The organism is Pseudomonas sp. 8 R 14 (assembly GCF_900005955.1).
Classification (GTDB): domain Bacteria; phylum Pseudomonadota; class Gammaproteobacteria; order Pseudomonadales; family Pseudomonadaceae; genus Aquipseudomonas; species Aquipseudomonas marginalis.
Genome location: NZ_CVTH01000092.1, coordinates 266806 through 288371 on the forward strand (window position 1 = coordinate 266806; position 21566 = coordinate 288371).

The 21566-nt window shown below is 61.7% G+C and carries 18 protein-coding genes; 11 read left to right on the forward strand and 7 right to left on the reverse strand.

Annotation, left to right across the window (positions count from 1 at the left end; translation table 11 throughout):
* Nucleotides 1-66: 66 nt before the first annotated feature.
* The 4 genes from BFQ01_RS30845 to BFQ01_RS30860 form a co-directional block, all read right to left on the reverse strand.
* Nucleotides 67-1224, reverse strand: coding sequence for a phospholipase D-like domain-containing protein (locus BFQ01_RS30845; RefSeq protein ID WP_065928262.1), 1158 nt, complete (start codon nt 1222-1224; stop codon nt 67-69).
* A gap of 1 nt (nt 1225) precedes the next feature.
* The gene (locus BFQ01_RS30850; protein ID WP_065928263.1) at nt 1226-1816 is read right to left on the reverse strand and encodes a YceI family protein; all 591 of its coding nucleotides are present in this window, start codon (nt 1814-1816) and stop codon (nt 1226-1228) included.
* A gap of 90 nt (nt 1817-1906) precedes the next feature.
* Nucleotides 1907-2221: an amidase gene (locus BFQ01_RS30855; protein WP_065928264.1), complete on the reverse strand. Its 315-nt coding sequence runs from the start codon at nt 2219-2221 to the stop codon at nt 1907-1909.
* Entirely contained in the window at nt 2218-3291 is a 1074-nt protein-coding gene (locus tag BFQ01_RS30860) for a serine hydrolase domain-containing protein (protein ID WP_065928265.1), read from the reverse strand. Before BFQ01_RS30860 ends, BFQ01_RS30855 begins: the two co-directional genes overlap by 4 nt.
* A gap of 184 nt (nt 3292-3475) precedes the next feature.
* Here BFQ01_RS30860 and olsB point away from each other — a divergent pair, with 184 nt between their 5' ends.
* Together olsB and BFQ01_RS30870 are read left to right on the forward strand one after the other, a co-directional pair.
* Nucleotides 3476-4231: an L-ornithine N(alpha)-acyltransferase gene (olsB, locus tag BFQ01_RS30865; RefSeq protein ID WP_027604385.1), complete on the forward strand. Its 756-nt coding sequence runs from the start codon at nt 3476-3478 to the stop codon at nt 4229-4231.
* On the forward strand, nt 4231-5022 hold the full coding sequence (locus tag BFQ01_RS30870) for a lysophospholipid acyltransferase family protein (protein ID WP_065928266.1): 792 nt from the start codon (nt 4231-4233) through the stop codon (nt 5020-5022). The genes olsB and BFQ01_RS30870 overlap by 1 nt, the downstream gene beginning before the upstream one ends.
* Nucleotides 5023-5072: 50 nt before the next feature.
* Here the strand turns inward: BFQ01_RS30870 and BFQ01_RS30875 are convergent, their stop codons facing one another.
* Nucleotides 5073-5657, reverse strand: coding sequence for an acyl carrier protein phosphodiesterase (locus BFQ01_RS30875; protein ID WP_065928267.1), 585 nt, complete (start codon nt 5655-5657; stop codon nt 5073-5075).
* Nucleotides 5658-5811: 154 nt separating this feature from the next.
* Between BFQ01_RS30875 and BFQ01_RS30880 the strand changes: the two genes are divergently transcribed.
* Genes BFQ01_RS30880 through BFQ01_RS30890 form a run of 3 tightly spaced genes read left to right on the forward strand, consistent with a single transcriptional unit; the run spans nt 5812 to nt 8402 of the window.
* Entirely contained in the window at nt 5812-6138 is a 327-nt protein-coding gene (locus BFQ01_RS30880; RefSeq protein WP_027604388.1) for an ArsR/SmtB family transcription factor, read from the forward strand.
* A 13-nt stretch (nt 6139-6151) separates the two neighbouring features.
* Nucleotides 6152-7318 (forward strand): MFS transporter, encoded by a 1167-nt coding sequence (locus BFQ01_RS30885; protein ID WP_065928268.1) that lies wholly within the window; start codon nt 6152-6154, stop codon nt 7316-7318.
* A gap of 28 nt (nt 7319-7346) precedes the next feature.
* Nucleotides 7347-8402, forward strand: coding sequence for an alkene reductase (locus BFQ01_RS30890; protein WP_027604390.1), 1056 nt, complete (start codon nt 7347-7349; stop codon nt 8400-8402).
* 294 nt (nt 8403-8696) lie between these two features.
* Here the strand turns inward: BFQ01_RS30890 and BFQ01_RS30895 are convergent, their stop codons facing one another.
* Nucleotides 8697-9329, reverse strand: a complete 633-nt coding sequence (locus BFQ01_RS30895; RefSeq protein WP_027604391.1) for a TetR family transcriptional regulator — start codon at nt 9327-9329, stop codon at nt 8697-8699.
* A gap of 285 nt (nt 9330-9614) precedes the next feature.
* Between BFQ01_RS30895 and BFQ01_RS30900 the strand changes: the two genes are divergently transcribed.
* The 3 genes from BFQ01_RS30900 to adeC are packed head-to-tail and all read left to right on the forward strand — an operon-like array spanning nt 9615 to nt 15382.
* Nucleotides 9615-10763: an efflux RND transporter periplasmic adaptor subunit gene (locus BFQ01_RS30900; RefSeq protein ID WP_065928269.1), complete on the forward strand. Its 1149-nt coding sequence runs from the start codon at nt 9615-9617 to the stop codon at nt 10761-10763.
* Between the two features lie 3 nt (nt 10764-10766).
* A complete protein-coding gene (locus tag BFQ01_RS30905) occupies nt 10767-13928 on the forward strand; it encodes an efflux RND transporter permease subunit (RefSeq protein WP_065928270.1) in 3162 nt (1053 codons plus the stop codon).
* Nucleotides 13925-15382: an AdeC/AdeK/OprM family multidrug efflux complex outer membrane factor gene (gene adeC / locus BFQ01_RS30910; RefSeq protein ID WP_065928271.1), complete on the forward strand. Its 1458-nt coding sequence runs from the start codon at nt 13925-13927 to the stop codon at nt 15380-15382. The genes BFQ01_RS30905 and adeC overlap by 4 nt, the downstream gene beginning before the upstream one ends.
* A gap of 85 nt (nt 15383-15467) precedes the next feature.
* Here adeC and BFQ01_RS30915 read toward each other — a convergent pair whose 3' ends face one another.
* Entirely contained in the window at nt 15468-16451 is a 984-nt protein-coding gene (locus tag BFQ01_RS30915; RefSeq protein ID WP_065928272.1) for a hypothetical protein, read from the reverse strand.
* Between the two features lie 342 nt (nt 16452-16793).
* Here BFQ01_RS30915 and BFQ01_RS30920 point away from each other — a divergent pair, with 342 nt between their 5' ends.
* From BFQ01_RS30920 to BFQ01_RS30930, 3 genes are all read left to right on the forward strand, one after another.
* The gene (locus BFQ01_RS30920) at nt 16794-18491 is read left to right on the forward strand and encodes a molecular chaperone HscC (protein ID WP_065928273.1); all 1698 of its coding nucleotides are present in this window, start codon (nt 16794-16796) and stop codon (nt 18489-18491) included.
* A gap of 10 nt (nt 18492-18501) precedes the next feature.
* On the forward strand, nt 18502-20115 hold the full coding sequence (locus tag BFQ01_RS30925) for a J domain-containing protein (protein WP_065928274.1): 1614 nt from the start codon (nt 18502-18504) through the stop codon (nt 20113-20115).
* 148 nt (nt 20116-20263) lie between these two features.
* Nucleotides 20264-21514, forward strand: a complete 1251-nt coding sequence (locus tag BFQ01_RS30930) for an OprD family porin (RefSeq protein ID WP_065928275.1) — start codon at nt 20264-20266, stop codon at nt 21512-21514.
* The last annotated feature ends 52 nt before the right edge of the window (nt 21515-21566 follow it).

Genomic DNA, 21566 nt, shown 5'->3' on the forward strand with positions numbered 1-21566 from the left:
CAAGCTACAAGCGGCAAGGAAGAGCAGTTCTGCTTTTAACTTGCAGCTTGCAGCTTGCAGCTGTTCCTAGCTCCTTCTGTCAAGAAGGTTCACCACCAACCGATCAATCCATCCCCACACCCGCTGCTTCACCCGTCGCCACAACGGCCGCGCCTTCCACGCTTCCAGGCTGACCACCAGGCTCTGGGCAAAATCCGCGGTAAAGCTCGCCGCCACCGCCTGCGTCAGCCCGGGGTCCAACGCTTCCAGGTTGGCTTCCAGGTTGAAGCGCAGATTCCAGTGATCGAAGTTGCACGAGCCGATACTCACCCAATCGTCCACCAGCGCCATCTTCAGGTGCAAAAAGCACGGCTGGTATTCAAAGATCTGCACGCCTGCGCGCAGCAAGCGCGGGTAATAACGGTGCCCGGCGTAGCGCACGGACGGGTGATCGGTGCGCGGGCCGGTGAGCAGCAGTCGCACATCCACCCCACGCCCTGCGGCCCGACGCAATGCGCGGCGCACGCCCCAGGTGGGCAGGAAATACGGCGTGGCAAACCAGATACGTTGCTGGCTGCTGTTCAGCGCGCGGATCAGCGATTGCAGGATATCGCGGTGCTGTCGGGCGTCTGCATAGGCCACTCGGCCCAGGCCTGGCCCCGTCGCCGGCACCTTGGGCAAACGCGGCAAACCGAAATGGGTGGCGGGCTTCCACGCCCGGCGCGCGACATTGGCGTGCCATTGCCGTTCGAACAGCGCCTGCCAGTCCAGCACCAGCGGGCCGCGGATCTGCACCATCACCTCATGCCACTCAGCGGTGTCTTGCCCCGGCGTCCAGAACTCATCGGTGACGCCCGTGCCGCCGACCACGGCGATTTCCTGATCGATCAGCAACAGCTTGCGGTGGTCGCGGTACAGGTTGCGCATCCAGCGGCGCCAGCTGAGGCGATTGTAGAAACGCAGCTCCACACCGGCGTCGGTCAGGCGCTTACGCAGCCCCAGGGTAAATGCCAGGCTACCGTAGTCATCAAACAGACAACGCACCCGCACGCCGCGCTCGGCGGCCAGCACCAGCGCCTGCACCATCGCTTCGGCGCAGGCACCAGCCTCCACCAGATACAATTCCAACTCCACTTGCCGCTCGGCCCGGGCAATGCCCACCAGCATCTGCGGAAAAAATTGCGGGCCGTCGATCAACAACTCGAAACGGTTGGCGCTGCGCCACGGGAACACTGCGCCGCTCACGTCAACGCGCCGTAAAGATCAGCACCGCACCCACCGGCACCGACAAACTGATCGACTTGAGCCCGGCCGCTTTGCGCAACATCGCCACCCCCGGCGCCACGTCGAAATCCTCGGCATGCAAAACCACCGGTTCCAGGGTCACCACCTGGAAACGCCGGTCATCCAGGCGCGTGGCCAACAACTCGGCGCTGTAGGTCTGGGTCTTGCCATGCAGGGTGACGCTCAGGGGCAAGCGCAGTTCCAGTTGCGCGCCAGGAGCCAGGTCATTGATGGGTTGCAGGTTGATCTGTGCGCTGATCAGCGCCTCGGGGAAGGTCTTGATCTCGAACAGCTGGTTGCGCATGCGCTCGTCGCGCAGCGGGATGCCGCTGTTGACCGACTCCAGCTCTACTTCCAATTGCGCCGCGCCCTTGCTGTCGACCTTGCCGTGCAGCACCAGGAAGCGATGGACTTCAGCGATCTCGGTGTTTTTGGTGGTAACGAACGACAGGCGCGAGGACTCGTTGTCCAGGTACCAGTCAGCATGGGCGGGCACCACGGCAGCGGCCAGCAGGGCGAAGGCCAGGGGTTTGATAACAGACGCGTTGAACATTAAGGACTCGTGGGGCGAAAAACCTGCACGAACCTTAAGCGCAATGTCACGAACGGCGCAAATCCAATGTGCGGGGTGGCTGGCGCTGTGTCAGGGATTCAGACGACAGCCCTGTCGATCCCCCAACCACCGCGCGCTGTGCGTACGCCCCAAGCCACTCGCCGTCACTTCACTGCGTTCCGGGTTATCGCTGAACCCACTGGTGGGCACGTACTGCTTCACATACCCCCGGCAATACTCGGCTGGATTGTTCGCCACATAGCGGCACGAGCAATACTCCTTGGCCGTGTACGCCGCGATGATGTCGGGGAAGGCTTGCAGGTTGACGCGCTCGTGCCAAACCCAGCCTGACAGGGCGAGCAACAGCACCAGAAAAAGGCTGGTAAACGGCCGACGACGCATCATGGTTGCACCGCCGCAAGCACGCGCTTGAGCAGTTCGTTGTGGCGGTAGCTGCCGTCGCGGTCATCGCCATAGCGCACGATCACCAGGTGTTCGTCGGGCATCACGTACAGCGCCTGTCCCCAATGACCGAGGGCGGCGAAGGTGTCGGCGGGGGCGTCGGGCCAGGGCCTCGGGGCGCCTTGGTTGAGCCACCATTGGCCACCGGGGACCGCTTCGTCCTGGCCGGCGGTGTATTTGTCGAAGGGTTGGCGGTTGAACACGACCCAGTCCTTGGGCAGCAATTGTTGATCCCCCCAGCGCCCGTCGCGGGCCATCAGCAGGCCGACACGCGCCAGGTCACGCGCGGTGAGGAACGCATAGGACGAGGCGACAAAGGTTTCGTCGGCATCGGTTTCCCAGGTGGCGTTGTGAATGCCCAGCGGCTTGAACAGCGCGTCCCAGGGGTAACTCATGTACGCCTTGTGCCCGAGCATGCCCTTGAGCGCGGCGGACAGGATATTGCTGTCGCCGCTGGAATAACGAAAGGCCTGGCCCGGTGCGCTGAAGGACTCAGTGCTGGCGGCGAACTCGGCCATATCGGCGCGACCACGGGTGTAAAGCATCGCCACCACCGAGGACTTCAGCGGCGCGTATTCATAGTCTTCCTGCCAGTCCAGGCCCGAGGCCCAGTGCAGCAGGTCGGCCATGGTCACCTTGGGGTGTTGTTTCATCGGCGGATAAAAGCGTGCTGCGGGGTCGGTCAGTTTGAAACGGTTTTCGCCGTAGGCCACGCCGAGCACCGTGGCCATCAGGCTTTTGCTGATGGACCAGGTCAAGTGTGGCGTGCTGGCCGTGGTCGGTGCGGCGTAGCGTTCATAGATGACCACACCGTCGCGGATCACCAGCAGCGCGTCGGTGCGAATGCCTTGGCGGGCAGTGTCGTCACGGGGCGGGAATGCATAGGCGTCAAGGGCTTCGACGGCGGGCCCTGCGAGTGGCGGGCCCTTGGCCCACTCCTTGTCGGGCCAGGTTTCAGCGCAGGCGGTAACGGTGACGAACAGCAGGGAAACGCACAGCAGGCCTCTGACCATGGACACACACTCAAGGGAGCATTCAAGCCCGCGAGCCTAGCCGAGGGCAATGACAGATTTGCTACAGAGACCCTGTCATCCAAGCGTCACCATAACTTCATGGAGATGACACCGGGGCTACATAGCCTGACTTTGGACAACAAAGTCGACCGGCCGAAACGTGGCTGGCACTCGGAGATTCGCCATGACTCAGATCGCCCGCATCAGCGACACCGGCAATGAACGCCGTCTGCAAGCCGAACGCCTGGTTGGCGCCAAGGCTTTGCAGGAAGCCCAGGCCCTGCGTTTCAACGTCTTCAGCGGCGAGTTCAACGCCAAGCTGAAAGGCGCGGAACACGGCCTGGACATGGATGACTATGATGTTCACTGCAGCCACATCGGCGTGCGGGACTTGAACAGCGGTCGACTCGTCGCCACCACCCGTTTGCTCGACCACCAGGCCGCCAGCACCCTGGGCCGGTTCTACAGCGAAGAAGAATTCAGCCTGCATGGCCTGCTGCATCTGCAGGGCCCGATCCTGGAAATCGGCCGCACCTGCGTCGACCCGGCCTACCGCAACGGCGGCACCATCGCCGTGTTGTGGGGCGAGTTGGCCGAAGTGCTCAACCAGGGCGGCTACAGCTACCTGATGGGCTGCGCGAGCATCCCGATGCACGACGGCGGCATCCAGGCCCACGCGATCATGCAGCGCCTGCGCGAACGCTACCTGTGCAACGAACACCTGCGCGCCGAACCGAAAAAACCGCTGCCGGCGCTGGACCTGCCGACCAACGTAATCGCCGAGATGCCGCCACTGCTCAAGGCCTATATGCGCCTGGGTGCGAAGATCTGCGGCGAACCGTGCTGGGATGAGGATTTCCAGGTCGCCGACGTGTTCATCCTGCTTAAGCGCGATGAGCTATGCCCGCGCTATGCGCGCCACTTCAAGGCGGCCATGTGATGAGCCGCCTGCGCGTGTACGGGCGCATCGCCCGGGTGCTGGTGGTAGTGGCGCTGGGCTTGAGCATGGCCAGTGTGTTTGGCGTGTTCGAACGCTTGGGCGTGGCCAACTCGATGGTGCGGCGCCAACGCTGGTCGCGGTTTTTCATGGCGCGGCTGACCAACGCCCTGCCCTTTCGCGTGACAGTGCACGGCGAGTTGCCGACCCAGCCCATGCTGTGGGTGAGCAACCACGTGTCCTGGACCGATATTCCGTTGCTGGGCGCAGTGGCGCCGATGTCGTTTTTGTCCAAGGCCGAAGTGCGCACCTGGCCGGTGGCCGGCTGGTTGGCGGCCAAGGCCGGTAGCTTGTTTATCCGTCGCGGTTCGGGCGACAGTCAGTTGATCCGCAAGCAGATGACCCGCCACCTGGAACAACAGCACCCGCTGCTGATGTTCCCCGAAGGCACCACCACCGACGGCCGCAGCCTGCGCACCTTCCACGGGCGCTTGCTGGCCAGTGCGATTGACGCGGATGTGTCGCTGCAACCGGTGGCCATCCGTTATCTGCGCAATGGGCAGGTCGACCCGCTGGCACCGTTCATTGGCGATGACGATTTGCTCTCGCACCTGATGCGCCTGTTCGGCAATGACCAGGGCGATGTGGAAATCCATGTGCTCAAGCCGATTGCCTGCGCCGGGCAGGAGCGTGCGGCGCTGGCGTTCCAGGCGCAGCAGGCGGTGCAGAAGGCGTTGTTTGGGCCGGTGCCGGAGACTGAACAAGTGCATGCTCGACCGGCTTTTGCAGCCTGAGATGTGAACACAGTTCAAATGTGGGAGGGTCGCACCGCCCCTCCCACATTTTAGCTTTGTGTTGTCAGGTGGTTATGCGCGAAGGCTTGCAGTTCGGGGTAGAAGATCCGGAAGTCCTCACTCAGCGGCTCATACAACACCCGCAACTCCTGCATCGCATACCCCAATGCCTCAGGCTGCGTCAGCCGCCGCGAAATCCCGCGCAACACCGGCTCCATCACCGCAAACTCGCGGTACGACCCCAACCAGTCATCCGCCGCCATATACGGCGCTATCTGCGCCAGCCGCCCCGGCAACTGTGGTTCGGCCGCCAGCACGCGGTACACCTGCGAGGTGAAGTGCTCCAGGGGCTGGTCGGCGTACAGCGCCCAATCCCGCGCCAGGCAGTGATCGAAGAACACATCAAGGACAATCCCGGCATAGCGCCGGCGGGTCAGGCTGAAGCGCGACAACGCCTTGCCCACCAACGGGTGGCTGTCGGTGAAGCGGTCGATCGAGCGATGCAACTGGATCGCCGCTTCGATTGGCGGGCTGAACTGGCCCAGCAGGCGGCCTTTGACAAAGTCGCCGTACAGGCTGCCCAGCAGTTGCGCAGGAAGTTGGCCGCCCAGGTGCAGATGTGCGAGATAATTCATGCCGCGCAGTCTAGCACTGGCGCCAACGTATCGTTATAACCCGATATACCGATTCAGCCTGAGCTCAGAGCAAATTCATATTGGTATATCGGGATATAACGATTTAAAGTTCGCCTCATCGCGATATAACGCTTTACGACACCGAGCACCTGCCATGTCCATCGACCTCGACGAAATAATAAAAGCCCTGGCGCACCCAGTACGACGAGACATCCTCACCTGGCTGAAAGACCCGAAAGTGCAGTTCCCCGAGCAAGTGCACAACCACGAATACGGCATCTGTGCCGGGCAGATCGACCAGCGCTGCGGCTTGTCCCAGTCGACCGTGTCGGCCCACCTGGCCACCTTGCAACGGGCGGGATTGATCAGCAGCCAGAAGGCCGGGCAGTGGCACTTTTTCAAGCGCAATGAGGAAGTGATCCAAGCCTTCCTCGCGGCGCTTACCACTGAACTCAGCGCTGAAATCAGCGCGACGTTGTAACAAGGAAACGATAATGCCCCTCTCGCTACTCATCCTGGCCCTGAGCGCCTTCGCCATCGGCACTACCGAGTTCGTGATCATGGGCCTGCTGCCCGATGTGGCGGCGGACCTCGCCGTGTCGATTCCCGGCGCCGGCTGGCTGGTCACCGGCTATGCCCTGGGCGTGGCCATCGGTGCGCCATTTATGGCACTGGCCACCGCCAGGTTGCCCCGCAAGGCGGCCCTGGTAGCGTTGATGGGCATCTTCATTATCGGCAATCTGCTCTGCGCCCTGGCCAGTGACTACAACGTGCTGATGCTTGCCCGTGTGGTCACCGCGTTGTGCCACGGCGCGTTCTTCGGCATCGGTTCGGTGGTCGCCGCCAACCTGGTGCCGGCCAACAAGCGCGCTTCGGCCGTGGCCCTGATGTTCACCGGTTTGACCCTGGCCAACGTGCTTGGTGTGCCACTGGGCACCGCGCTGGGCCAGGAAGCCGGCTGGCGCTCGACCTTCTGGGCAGTGACGGTGATTGGGGTGGTGGCGTTGATCGGCCTGATCCGCTTCCTGCCGGCCAAGCGTGACGAAGAAAAACTCGACATGCGCGCCGAACTGGCCGCCCTCAAGGGTGCCGGCATCTGGTTGTCGCTGAGCATGACCGCGCTGTTCGCCGCATCCATGTTCACCCTCTTCACCTATGTTGCGCCGCTGCTCGGCGATGTCACCGGCGTGTCGCCCAAAGGCGTGACCTGGACCCTGCTGCTGATCGGCCTGGGCCTCACCGTGGGCAATATCATCGGCGGCAAGCTGGCGGACAAACGCCTGGCAGCCACCCTGATCGGCGTGTTTATCAGTATGGCGGTGGTGTCCACCGCGCTGACCTGGACCAGCATCGCCGTGATCCCGACCGAGATCACCCTGTTCCTCTGGGCCACCGCTTCATTTGCCGCCGTACCCGCGCTGCAGATCAACGTGGTGACCTTCGGCAAGGCTGCACCGAACCTGGTGTCCACCCTGAACATCGGCGCCTTCAACATCGGCAACGCCCTCGGCGCCTGGGTGGGCGGCAGCGTGATTGCCCACGGTTTCGGCCTGAGCAGCGTGCCTCTGGCGGCAGCGGCCCTGGCGATCCTGGCGCTGCTGGTAACCCTGATTACTTTCCGTCAGGGCGGCGATGCCGACCTGGCCCCTGCGACCCACTGATCAACTTCAAAGAGAAGGGTGTTTTCCCATGACGACTATTTTCGATCCGATCAAACTGGGCGACCTGGAGCTGTCGAACCGCATCATCATGGCACCGCTGACCCGCTGCCGTGCCGATGCCGGCCGCGTACCCAACGCGCTGATGGCCGAGTACTACGTGCAACGCGCTTCCGCCGGGCTGATCCTCAGCGAAGCCACTTCGGTGACACCGCTGGGCGTGGGCTACCCGGACACGCCGGGCATCTGGTCCAACGACCAGGTGCGCGGCTGGGCCAATATCACCAAGGCCGTGCATGGCGCAGGGGGCAAGATCTTCCTGCAACTGTGGCACGTCGGCCGCATTTCCCACGCGTCCTACCTGAACGGCGAAACCCCGGTGGCGCCGAGCGCGATCCAGGCTAAAGGCCACGTCAGCCTGGTGCGCCCATTGGCCGACTACCCGACGCCGCGCGCCCTGGAAACCGCTGAAATCGCCGACATCGTCGACGCTTACCGCACCGGTGCCGAGAACGCCAAGGCCGCAGGCTTTGATGGCGTGGAGATCCACGGCGCCAACGGCTACCTGCTCGACCAGTTCCTGCAAAGCAGCACCAATAAGCGCACCGACAACTATGGTGGCTCCCTGGAAAACCGTGCACGCCTGCTGTTGGAAGTGACCGATGCGGCCATCGAGGTCTGGGGCCCTGGCCGTGTGGGTGTGCATTTGGCACCGCGCGCCGATGCCCACGACATGGGCGACGACAACCTGAAGGAGACCTTCACCTACGTCGCCAGCGAGCTGGGCAAGCGTGGTATCGCCTTCATCTGCTCCCGTGAAAAGGCAGGTGCGGACAGCCTCGGTCCTCAATTGAAAAAAGCCTTTGGCGGCGTGTACATCGCCAACGAACGTTTCACCAAGGACAGCGCCAATGCCTGGCTGGCCGAAGGCAAAGCGGACGCCGTGGCCTGGGGTGTGCCGTTCATTGCCAACCCGGACCTGCCAGCACGCCTGAAAGCCGATGCGCCACTGAACGAAGCGCATCCGGAAACCTTCTACGGCCAGGGCCCGGTGGGCTACATCGATTACCCGACGCTGCCGCTGTAATCGCCCGACACGCGAAACCAAATGTGGGAGGGGGCTTGCTCCCGATGGCGGTGCGTCAGTCACTGTATGTGTTGACTGAACCACTGCCATCGGGGCAAGCCCCCTCCCACATTGTTGCCCTGGGAAACACTCCTTAACAGCCTTGCAACAAAATCCCTACAAAATACTTAGGCGGCTATGTATCAACCGCCCGCCAGCCCGTATATAAAGTCACCCCACCCATCAGGCAGAAGGACGATTGACGGTCCTTAGGCTTTACTGTTGACACAACCTGATGCAATTACGCATTTTGTCTCAATTGCGCAGGCTGGGGCTCAGGCGCAGCATATCGAGCCCTGCATCCACCCAGCGTTCGGCTTCCTGATGTAGCTGGAAGCTGTCGGGTACCAGCAGCCACTGGCCAATCAGCCCGTTGATGTAGGCATGGATGCACACTGCGCCACGGGTGGTGTCGAGGTTTTCCGGAAGTTGCCCGCGATGGACCGCGTTGCGCAGTGTCAGGCCGATGCGCAGGTTGCATTCCAGGCTGTGGGTCTGGCGCTGACGGCGCATGTCGCACATTTCATCGGTGAATTCGCACTTATGAAACAAAATCTCATTGATGCGCCGGGTTTTCGGGTCCAGGGCCACCTGATGAAACAAATGAATCAGCAGCTTGCGCATGCACCCCAACGGGTCGACCTCGTCCTCGCTTTCACTGGCCCTGGCCAATTCGTCCAGTGGCTCATGCAGCGTGTCCAGCAGGGCCTGCAACAGATCGGATTTATTACTGAAGTGCCAATAAATCGCGCCCCGCGTGACACCGGCCAGCGCAGCGATATCCGCCAGCGTCGTCCGTGCAACGCCGCGCTCATAAAAGGCTTGCTCGGCGGCTTCGAGAATTTGGCTGCGCGTTTCCTGAGCTTCCTCTTTAGTGCGACGAACCATGGCAGTACAACCTCAATCAGGACACCTGAGACTATCGTTAACGCAGTGTTAATAGATGTTAACGATCATCCGAATATTTGTGGGACGACACCGTCATGGGCGCCGAACGTAATGGAATCGAGACTTTTGGCCTGCGTTGTCAACAATCCGCGAAGCCTGTCAAGAGTTTACAAACAACCATGAACGTAAGTATATTGCGTAGCAAGCTACTTATCCACTCACAGCTTGTTTTTTACCCTTCCACACTTCTTGTGCGCACCCTGCGCGCCTGACCCGAGGATCTTCATGCAACTTAAGCCAGCTGTTACCGCTCTGGTCACTGCCGTCGCCCTGGCATCGCTGCTCAGCGGATGTAAAAAGGAAGAAGCGGCTCCGCCCGCTCAAGCCCCTCAGGTCGGCGTGGTCACCATTCAACCGCAAGCCTATACCCTGACGTCCGAGCTGCCAGGCCGCACCACCGCCTACCGCATCGCGGAAGTTCGCCCGCAGGTCAACGGCATCATCCTCAAGCGCCTGTTCAAGGAAGGCGCGGATGTGAAGGAAGGCCAGCAGCTCTATCAGATCGATCCGTCGGTCTATGAAGCCACGCTGAAAAGCGCACAAGCCAGCCTGACCCAGACCAAGTCCATCTCCGACCGCTACAAGCAGTTGGTCGATGAGCAAGCCGTCAGCCGCCAGGAATACGACACCGCCGTGGCCAACCGCATGACTGCGGAAGCAAACGTGCAAACCGCCCAGATCAACGTGCGCTACACCAAGGTGTTCGCGCCGATCTCCGGGCGTATCGGTCGTTCTTCGGTGACCGAAGGCGCGCTGGTCAGCAATGGCCAGACCGATGCCATGGCGGTAATCCAGCAACTGGACCCGATCTACGTCGACGTCACGCAGTCTTCGGCTGAAATGCTGAAACTGCGCCGCGACCTGGAAAGCGGCCAACTGGAAAAAGCCGGCGCCAATGCCGCCAAGGTCAAGCTGACCCTGGAAGACGGCAGCGACTACGGCCAGGACGGCAAGCTGGAATTCTCCGAAGTCTCGGTCGACCAGACCACCGGCTCCGTGACCCTGCGCGCAGTGTTCCCCAACCCTGACCACACCCTGCTGCCGGGCATGTTCGTACACGCCCAACTGCAAGCCGGCGTGAACAGCAAGGCGATCCTCGCGCCACAGCAAGGCGTGACCCGCGACCTCAAGGGCATCCCGACGGCGCTGGTGGTCAACGCCGACAACAAGGTCGAGCAGCGTGTACTGGTGGCCAACCGCACCGCTGGCGCCTATTGGCTGGTGGAGAAAGGCCTGAACGCCGGTGACCGCGTGATCACCGAAGGCCTGCAGTACGTCAAGCCGGGTGTGGAGGTCAAGGTCAAGGAGGCTGACAACGCCAAGCCCGCCGGTTCCGCCGCTGCTCCTGCTGCCGCGCCTGGCCAAGGGGAGTAATCCATGTCGAAATTTTTTATCGACCGTCCCATTTTCGCCTGGGTAATTGCCCTGGTGATCATGCTGGTCGGGGCACTGTCGATCCTGAAGTTGCCCATCAACCAATACCCGGCCATCGCGCCAACCGCCATCGACATCCAGGTAACCTACCCAGGCGCGTCCGCACAAACCGTGCAGGACACCGTGGTGCAGGTCATCGAGCAACAGCTCAACGGTATCGACAACCTGCGTTATGTGGCCTCGGACAGTAACTCCGACGGCAGCATGACCATCACCGCGACGTTCAACCAAGGTACCAACCCGGACATCGCCCAGGTGCAGGTGCAGAACAAGCTAAACCTGGCGACCCCACTGCTGCCGCAGGAAGTGCAGCAACAGGGTATCCGCGTAACCAAGTCGGTAAAGAACTTCCTGATGGTGATCGGCCTGGTGTCGGAAGACGGCAGCATGACCAAGGATGACTTGTCCAACTACATCGTTTCCAACATCCAGGACCCGATTTCCCGGACCGCAGGTGTGGGTGACTTCCAGGTGTTCGGTTCGCAGTACGCTATGCGTATCTGGCTGGACCCGGCCAAGCTGAACAACTTCCAGCTCACGCCGGTGGATGTCAGCACGGCCATCTCGGCACAGAACGTCCAGGTGGCCACCGGTCAATTGGGCGGCCTGCCTGCCCTGCCCGGCAACCAGCTGAACGCCACCATCATCGGCAAGACCCGCCTGCAGACGGCTGAGCAGTTCGGCAACATCCTGATGAAGGTCAATGCCGACGGTTCCCAGGTTCGCCTGCGTGACGTGGCGCGTATCGAACTCGGCGGCCAGAACTACAGCATCAGCGCGCAGTTCAACGGCAACCCGGCTTCCGGCATGGCGATCAAGCTCGCGTCGGGCGCCAACGCCCTGGACACCGCCAAGGCCATCCGTGCCACCGTGGCGTCCCTGGAACCGTTCTTCCCGCCTGGCATGAAGGCGGTGGTGCCGTATGACACCACCCCGGTCGTGACCGAATCGATCTCCGGTGTGGTGCACACCCTGATCGAAGCGATCGTGCTGGTGTTCCTGGTGATGTTCCTGTTCCTGCAGAACTTCCGCGCCACCATCATCACCACCATGACCGTACCGGTGGTACTGCTGGGTACCTTCGGGATCCTCGCGGCGTTCGGTTTCACCATCAACACATTGACCATGTTCGGCATGATCCTCGCCATCGGCCTGCTGGTGGATGACGCCATCGTCGTGGTGGAAAACGTCGAGCGGGTAATGGCCGAGGAGCACCTGTCGCCGAAAGAGGCGACGGTCAAGTCCATGGGCCAGATCCAGGGCGCCCTGGTGGGTATTGCCCTGGTACTGTCGGCGGTACTGTTGCCGATGGCGTTCTTCGGCGGCTCCACCGGTGTGATCTACAAACAGTTCTCCATCACCATCGTTTCGGCCATGGCGTTGTCGGTACTGGTTGCCCTGATCTTCACCCCGGCCCTGTGCGCCACCATGCTCAAGCCGATCGACCCGGAAAAACACGGCCAACCCAAGCGTGGTTTCTTCGGCTGGTTCAACCGCACCTTCGACCGTGGCGTACTGAGCTACGAGCGCGGCGTGGGTAACATGATCAAGCACAAGATCCCGGCGTTCCTGGTGTACGCCCTGATCATCGCCGGCATGATCTGGCTGTTCATGCGCATCCCGGCTGCGTTCCTGCCCGATGAAGACCAGGGCGTGATCTTTGCCCAGGTGCAGACCCCGGTAGGTTCTTCGGCTGAACGCACGCAAAAAGTCATCGACGACATGCGCGCCTATCTGCTCAATGACAAGGAAGGCGAACCAGGCGAAGGCAAAGGCGTGAAATCGGTGTTTACCGTGAACGGCTTCAACTTCGCCGGTCGTGGCCAGAGTTCGGGCCTGGCCTTCGTGATGCTCAAGCCGTGGGATGAGCGCGACTCGTCCACCTCGGTGTTCGAGATTGCCAAGCGTGCCCAGGGTTACTTCATGCAGACCTTCCAGGACGCCATGGTGTTTGCCATTGTGCCGCCGTCTGTACTGGAACTCGGTAACGCCACCGGTTTCGACGTGTTCCTGCAAGACCAGGGCGGTGTCGGTCATGAAAAGCTGATGGCGGCGCGTAACCAGTTCCTGGGCATGGCTGCCCAGAGCAAGATCCTGGCCGGTGTGCGCCCCAACGGCGTGAACGATGAGCCGCAATACGAGCTCACCGTCGACGACGAGAAGGCCAGCGCCCAGGGCATCACGCTGTCCAACATCAACCAGACCCTGGCGATTGCCTTGGGTGGCAGCTACGTCAACGACTTCATCGACCGTGGTCGGGTGAAGAAAGTCTACGTGCAGGGTGAAGCCGCCAGCCGGATGTCCCCGGAAGACCTGAACAAATGGTACGTGCGCAGCGACTCCGGGAAGATGGTGCCGTTGTCGGCCATCGCCTCGGGCAAGTGGATCTATGGCTCGCCGAAGCTCTCGCGTTATAACGGTGTAGCGGCGATGGAAATCCTCGGTACCCCGGCACCGGGCTACAGTACCGGTGACGCCATGGCCGAAGTCGAACGCATCGCCAAGGAGCTGCCGGCGGGTGTGGGCTACGCCTGGACGGGCCTGTCGTATGAAGAACGCCTGTCCGGCTCCCAGGCGCCGGCACTGTATGCGCTGTCGCTGCTGGTGGTGTTCCTGTGCCTCGCGGCGCTGTACGAAAGCTGGTCGATCCCGATCGCAGTGATCCTGGTGGTTCCACTGGGCGTGGTGGGTGCGTTGATCGCCACCAGCATGCGCGGCTTGTCCAACGACGTGTTCTTCCAGGTGGGCTTGCTGGTGACGGTGGGCCTGGCGGCGAAGAACGCCATCCTGATCGTGGAGTTCGCCAAGGAACTCCACGAGCAAGGCAAAGGCATCGTCGAGGCGGCCATCGAGGCCTCGCGGATGCGCCTGCGGCCAATCATCATGACCTCCATGGCGTTCGTCCTCGGCGTGTTGCCGCTGGCGATCTCCTCGGGCGCCGGCTCAGGCAGCCAGCACGCAATCGGTACCGGTGTAATTGGCGGTATGATCACGGCCACGGTGCTGGCGATCTTCTGGGTGCCACTGTTCTTCGCGAGCGTGTCCGCCATGGGCGAACGTAACAAGACTGAACCTAAGCAAACTCCTCAAGAGGCTGGCCAATGAGCAAGTCGCTACTTTCCTTAGCCGTCACCGCATTCGTGCTCAGTGGCTGCTCGCTGATCCCTGACTACCAGCGCCCTGAAGCGCCGGTGGCAGCTCAGTTCCCACAGGGGCCGGCGTATTCGTCGGCCCAGGCGCCGGGCCAGGCCGCTGCCGAGCAGGGCTGGAAGCAGTTTTTCCATGACCCTGCCCTGCAACAGCTGATCCAGACCGCGCTGGTGAACAACCGTGACCTGCGTGTCGCGGCGCTGAACATCGACGCGTATGCGGCGCAGTACCAGATCCAGCGTGCCGACCTGTTCCCGGCCGTATCGGCCACGGGCAGCGGCAGCCGTTCGCGCACCCCGGCCAAGCTGTCACAGACCGGCGAATCGACCATCACCAGCCAGTACTCGGCCGGCCTCGGGATCAGTTCTTATGAACTGGACCTGTTCGGTCGTGTGCGCAGCCTGAGTGAAGAAGCGCTGCAAAAGTACTTCGCCACTGAAGAAGCACGGCGCAGCACCCAGATCAGCCTGGTGGCCAGCGTGGCGAATGCCTACCTGACCTGGCAGGCCGACAAGGAACTGCTCAAGCTGACCCAGGACACCCTCGGCGCGTACGAGCAGAGCTTCAAGCTGACCTCGCGCAGCAATGAAGTCGGCGTGGCTTCGGCCCTCGACCTCAGCCAGGCGCGCACCTCGGTGGAAAATGCCCGCGTGGCACTGGCACGCTACACCCGCCAGGTGGCCCAGGACGAAAACAGCCTGACCCTGCTGCTGGGCACCGGCCTGCCGGCGAATATCGCCAGCAAGCCGCTGTCGGATGACCTGCTCAGCGACGTACCAGCCGGGTTGCCCTCCGACCTGCTGCAACGTCGTCCAGACATCGTGCAGGCCGAGTACAACCTCAAGGCCGCGAACGCCAACATCGGTGCGGCCCGTGCAGCGTTCTTCCCGAGCATCAGCCTGACCGCCAGCGCCGGTACCGCCAGCCCTACCCTGGGCGGCCTGTTCAAAGGCGGTTCGGGCACCTGGTCGTTCGCCCCGCAGATCAACATCCCGATCTTCAACGCCGGCAGCCTGCGCGCCAGCCTGGACTATTCGAAGATCCAGAAAGAGATCAACGTGGCGAACTACGAGAAGGCGATCCAGACCGGCTTCCAGGAAGTCTCCGACGGCCTCGCCGCGCGTGAGACCTACAAGCAGCAGTTGGAGGCCCAGCGTGGCTTCGTCGCGGCCAACCAGGATTACTACCGCCTGGCCGAGCGTCGCTACCGCATCGGTGTCGACAGCAACCTGACCTTCCTCGACGCCCAGCGCCAACTGTTCAGTGCCCAGCAATCGCTGATCACCGACCGCCTGGCGCAGCTGACCAGCGAGGTCAACCTGTACAAGGCCCTCGGCGGCGGCTGGAACGAGCAGACCGCGAAGAACGAGCCGTTGAAAGAAGAAGCACCGGCGTTGAAGTTGTTCTGATAGCGCCGCAATAAACAAAAACCGCCTCCCTTATCAGGAGGCGGTTTTTTATGGCCCGCGATATTTTAAAGGCTGGGTGCCAAGGTTAAGTTCTCAATTCACTGACTTGCACCTGAAACCTAAGGCTCGTAATTTTATATTCGATTTCTCTTCCATCGGCGTTGCGGGCAGTGAGTGAGAAATTAAACTCAGCGATAAACCAGAACCCTTCCTCTGAATCTTCAGTGCGCCTTACGCGGAATGTACCCGTCGGATCAGAAAACCCGTATGAGAATTCAGGCCGCATAATAAGAAGCGTATCAACACTTTCTGGCGCCCCCCCAGGCGCTGTGATTGGATAATCAGTAAAGGTTTTCAAGGCACTCCCTGCAAACTCAAGGGACGCACGATCACCTCCATGACGGGGCAAGCACTGAATAAAATAACTCGAGTCTGAGTAGATCACGAAAAATACATCACCCAGGTCGATGGGGTCATAACTACCATCGACACTGGCGTCGATCTCACAAAAAACTGGAACCTTCGCTTGCGCTCGGTGCTTGGGTACAAACTTACCCGTTGCGCGGTGGTTTGCTAACGCGCAGGTGATTTGAAGGGCATGGCAAACAACTTCCATATCGCCCTTGCCCTGTGGCTCGAAGTAGATGGAGAACTGCATGCTCAGCGCCAGATGGCCGTCCTTGTATTCAAGACGGTCAACGGTCAGGAACCCCGAATATTCCGCCGGGAAATACTCGATGCGTGCTCCGAAGGCAAAGGTTGCCCTGATTCCAGGGTCTTGCGGCCGGATCGGGTAGGTCTGGCCTGCTTTCAACTCTTTAGCCTCAAGAGTCAGTTCATTTCTGGACCCCGGATTGCCCTCAAACCCTAAACGAATGAAAAACTGAGAACCCTCGATATAGATCAACTCGAATGTGTCGAATGTAATCGGGATCTTCTTTTTATTCCCAAAGATCAGGTCCGCGTTGAACGTATTCGACGAGGTTGAAAACTCACCCATTTCTGTTCCAAAGCTCATGAGCACTTCTCCCTTGAGCACCAGCAAAAATACTGCCACCGCCTTGAACATAGGCTTTCAAAAACGGGTCATCTACTGTCAACCCTGACAGTAGACGCAGAAGCGGTTAAGCATAAGGCTGACAGGTTGGACACTCTCCGTGGTGAGCGGGCTTGCCCCGCGCTGGGGCGCGAAGCGGCCCTGATGCAGGCGCCACGTTCTTTCAGGCAGAACGCATTGGCAGGATTTGGGGCCGCTTCGCGCCCCAGCGCGGGGCAAGCCCGCTCACCACAACAAGCCTGCCAACTACAATAAGCCCGCTTGTAAGAACAGTCTCCCGCCTTGCTTTCCGCTCAAGCTTTCAGGGTAAAATTGGTAACAGATTCTTACAGACCACAGAGGGAGCTTGTCGTAATGATCGTAGGAATCGACCTGGGGACCACCAACAGTCTCGCAGCCGTCTGGCGCGGCGATGCCGCCGAAATGGTGCCCAATGCCCTGGGCCAGTTGCTGACCCCCAGCGTGGTCGGGCTGGATGACCAAGGCCGTGTCCTGGTAGGCCAGGCCGCCAAGGAGCGCCTGCACACCCACCCGCACCTGACCACCTCGCTGTTCAAGCGCTACATGGGCAGCGCCACCGAAGTGCGCCTGGGCGACCGCTCGTTCCGCCCCGAAGAACTCTCTGCCCTGGTGCTCAAGAGCCTCAAGGAGGACATCGAGCGTACCTACGGTCAAACCGTCACCGACGCGGTGATCAGCGTGCCCGCCTATTTCAGCGACGGCCAACGCAAGGCCACACGCATCGCCGGTGAACTGGCGGGGCTCAGCGTTGAGAAACTGATCAACGAACCGACCGCCGCGGCCTTGGCCTACGGCCTGCATCAGCGGGATAAAGAAACCTCATTCCTGGTCTTCGACCTTGGCGGCGGCACCTTCGACGTGTCGATCATCGAGCTGTTCGATGGGGTAATGGAAGTGCGTGCCAGCGCCGGCGACAACTTTCTCGGTGGCGAAGACTTCGACACCCTGTTGCTCGAACACTTTGTCGACAGCCAACGTAACGCCACGGGTTTCCCGCCCACCAGCACGGTGCTGCAAGCCCTGCGCCGCGAAGCCGAGCGCGTACGCAAAGCCCTGGGCCAGGACGACAGCGCCGAGTTCGCCCTGCGTGTCGACGGCCAGCAATGGCTGAAAACCATCACCCAACAGGAACTGGCCAAGCTCTACACGCCGCTGCTGGAACGCCTGCGCGCGCCGATCGAACGCGCCCTGCGCGATGCACGGATTCGGGTCGGCGACCTGGATGAAATCCTGCTGGTGGGCGGTACCACACGCATGCCGCTGGTGCGCAAACTCGCCGCCGGCCTGTTCGGGCGCTTTCCCTCCATCAGCCTCGATCCCGACCAGGTGGTCGCCCACGGTGCGGCGATCCAGGCCGCCCTCAAGGCCCGTTCCGCGGCCCTCGAAGAAGTGGTGCTGACCGACGTCTGCCCCTACACCCTGGGCATCGAAACCTCCAACCAATACGGCGGCCATATCGAAAGCGGCCATTACCTGCCGTTGATCGAACGCAACAGCAGCGTGCCGGTCAGCCGGGTCAAAAGCGTGGTCACCCTGCACGACGACCAGGCCCACGTACTGCTGAAGATCTACCAGGGCGAAAGCCGCCTGGTCAAAGACAACATCGAGCTGGGCCAACTGGATATTCCGGTGCCCAAGCGCAAGGCCGGTGAAGTCTCCCTGGACGTGCGTTTCACCTACGACAACAACGGCCTGCTGGAAGCCCAGGTGAATATCCCGCTGACCGGCGAGCAGCATTCGCTGGTGATCGAGAACAACCCCGGCGTGCTCAACCCGCAGGAGATCCAGCAACGCCTGCAGGCCCTGGCGCAATTGAAGGTCCACCCACGCGACCAGCAGGTCAATACCGTGCTCGTCGCCCGCCTCGAACGGCTCTACCAGGAAAACCTCGGCGAGCTGCGCGAACAGCTCGGCCATTGGGCGGCGCAGTTCCAGCAGGTACTCGACACCCAGGACGAACGCCGCATCCGCGACGCCCGCAGCGAACTGAGCCGTCAACTTGAGCAACTCGACAACGGGTTCTGGCGCTGAGGGCACACCGATGGATTGCTGGACCGTACTGCAACTGCCGGAGGACGCCGACGAGCGCACCATCAAGCGCAGCTATGCGCGTCTGCTGAAAAACTGCCGCCCGGACGACGACGCCCAAGGCTTCCAACGCCTGCGCGAGGCCTATGAACACGCGCTGAATGAAGCACGCTGGCGAGCGGATAACGAAGAGGCAGAACCCGTCCAGGCGCCCGTGGCCGAAGCGGCCTACGCCAACCTGAATGACCTGGCCGAACTGCTGGACATCAGCCCCGTCAGCCCGGCGCCCTTCGACGCCCCCACACCGGACCCGGCCCAGGCACTGCTCGACGGCCTTAACGCGCGTAACCTCGACGAGCGCTGGGCCCAGGCTCGGCAACAGGGCTGCACCGATGCGTTCCAGGCCGGCCTGTTGCGCCATTGTTTCGAAGCACCGGGCGAACGCAGCGCCATCGCCGCTTGGGCCGCGCAACACCTGGAATGGCTGACCCCCTGGCAGCAGGTGGCGATGACGTCCTGGCAATACGAAGCGCTGACCGGCGAGCTGCTGCAAGACTACCGCCGCACCCTGCAGGAACTGCTGGAGCAAAAGGCCGAGCGCGAGTTCATCACCCAGCTCACGCAGTACAACGACCAACCCTGGCTCCGGGTGTTCGACCTGCAACAGCAGTGGCAGCGCATCGTCCTGCACCTGCTGCATGACACCCAGTGGAGCGTGCCGCTGTTCGAGCGGGTGTGCCAGGCATTCGGCTGGGACGACCAGAAAGGCGTCTACCCGGAACCGGCGTGGATGTGGCGCGAATTGGTGTCGCGTTGCGAGCAGGAAAGTTTCTACGCCAACTTGCAGGACAAGGCCCAGGACACGCGGCGCACATCAGCCGATGCCCTGGCCGCGCGCCTGCTGCTGACGCCGATGTCCGCCACGCAACACAAACGCCTGATCGATGGGTTTGGCGAGAACGAGTGGAACGCCTGCCAGCACCTGGCGCAAACACTGACCTGGCGCTATCCGCAACTGGTCGAGCGCCTGCCTCAAACAGACCTGTTCTTTTGGCGCAAATTCGTGCCCCGGCCGATCTACACCCAGGTGTTTATCCGGCTATGGGCCGTCTTCGCCCTGGGGCTTGGCCTGAGCATCGCCCACGATAAGCCAGACAGAATGGACGGGATGTCGCTGGTCATTTTCATGCTGATGGCGTTCGTGCCGGCGGCCGTTGGCTTTCGCGTCACCCAAATGTGGGCCGGGATGAGTTCAACCTATCGGGTGCTGGATGTGTGGCTGAGCCAGTACCTGATCCCCAAGCGAATCAACCCCAACGACTACTGGCTGGTGATTCGCCACGGCGTACCGCAGGCGATCATGCTGGTGGCCTGCGGCTTGATGCTCGGTGTACTGGGTGCGGTGACCTATGCCGGCGCGCTGCTGATCAACCTGCTGCACAAAAAACGCATCGGTCATATGAGCCAGAAGTTCGCCGAAGGCTACCCCTGGCTGAACGGCCTGCACTGGGCCTTCTGGAGCCCTCTGCAAGGGGTGTTCCTGGTGGTGATGGTGGCGCTGATCGTAGCTGCGCAACACTACCTGCCGACTGTGCCCTGGACCCACTTCGACCTGCCCAAGCGATAACCCCGCAATGCCGAGGCCGGGCCTGTGCGCCCGGCAACTTGCGTTCGATCATCGCCCACAACCCGCCCTGCCCCGATTGAACCGCCCCCGCACCGCCCCGCACCATGGCCGCCACCTGCATAAACCCAATAACAACAGGTCCACCACCATGAGCACTTTTCACCCGCGCCGGCTCCTGCTGGCCACCGCTATCGCCAGTCTTGCCATGCCCGTCGTCGCCGAAGAACACGGTTTTCTGGAGGACGCCAGCGCCAACCTCAACCTGCGTAATTTCTTCTTCAACCGCAATTTCACCAACCCCACCAAAACCCAGGGTGGCGCGCAGGAGTGGACACAGAGTTTCATCCTCGACGCCAAGTCCGGCTTTACCCAAGGCACCGTCGGTTTCGGTGTGGATGTGCTCGGGCTGTACTCGTTGAAGCTCGATGGCGGGCGCGGTACCGGTGGCACCCAATTGCTGCCGCTGGACCACGATGGCCGCCCTGCAGATGAATTCGGCCGTCTCGGCGTGGCGTTCAAGGCGCGTATTTCCAAGACCGAAGTGAAGGTCGGCGAATGGATGCCGGTGCTGCCGATCCTGCGTGCCGACGATGGCCGCTCCCTGCCGCAAACCCTGCGCGGCGGGCAGATCACCTCGAAGGAAATCGACGGCCTGACCCTGTACGGCGGCCAGTTCCGCGCCAACAGCCCGCGCGACGACAGCAGCATGTCGGACATGTCGATGGTCGGCAAAACCGCGTTCACCTCGGACCGCTTCAACTTCCAGGGCGGCGAGTACGCCTTCAACGACAAACGCACCCAGGTCGGCGTGTGGAACGCCCAGCTCAAGGACATCTACAGCCAGCAGTTCGTCAACCTGATCCACAGCCAGCCCCTGGGCGACTGGACCCTGGGCGCCAACCTCGGGTTCTTCTACGGCAAGGACGACGGCAGCGCCCGCGCCGGCGACCTGGACAACAAAACCTGGTCCGGTCTGTTCTCGGCCAAGTATGGCGGCAACACCTTTTACGTCGGCCTGCAAAAACTCACCGGCAACAGCGCGTGGATGCGCGTCAACGGCACCAGCGGCGGCACCCTGGCCAACGACAGCTACAACTCGAGTTACGACAACGCCGAGGAAAAATCCTGGCAGGTGCGCCACGACTACAACTTCGCCGCCCTCGGCGTACCGGGCCTGACCCTGATGAACCGCTATATCAGCGGCAGCAACGTGCACACCGGCACCATCACCGACGGCAAGGAATGGGGTCGCGAAAGCGAATTGGGCTACACCGTACAGAGCGGCGTGGTGAAAAACCTTATGGTGCGCTGGCGCAATTCGAGCATGCGCCGCGACTACAGCAACAATGAGTTCGATGAAAACCGGTTGATCGTCAGTTACCCGATAAGTCTGCTGTAATCCGGCGCCGCACTTACTGTATCGTGCGCGCCTGCCGCTGCTGATCCGCCCA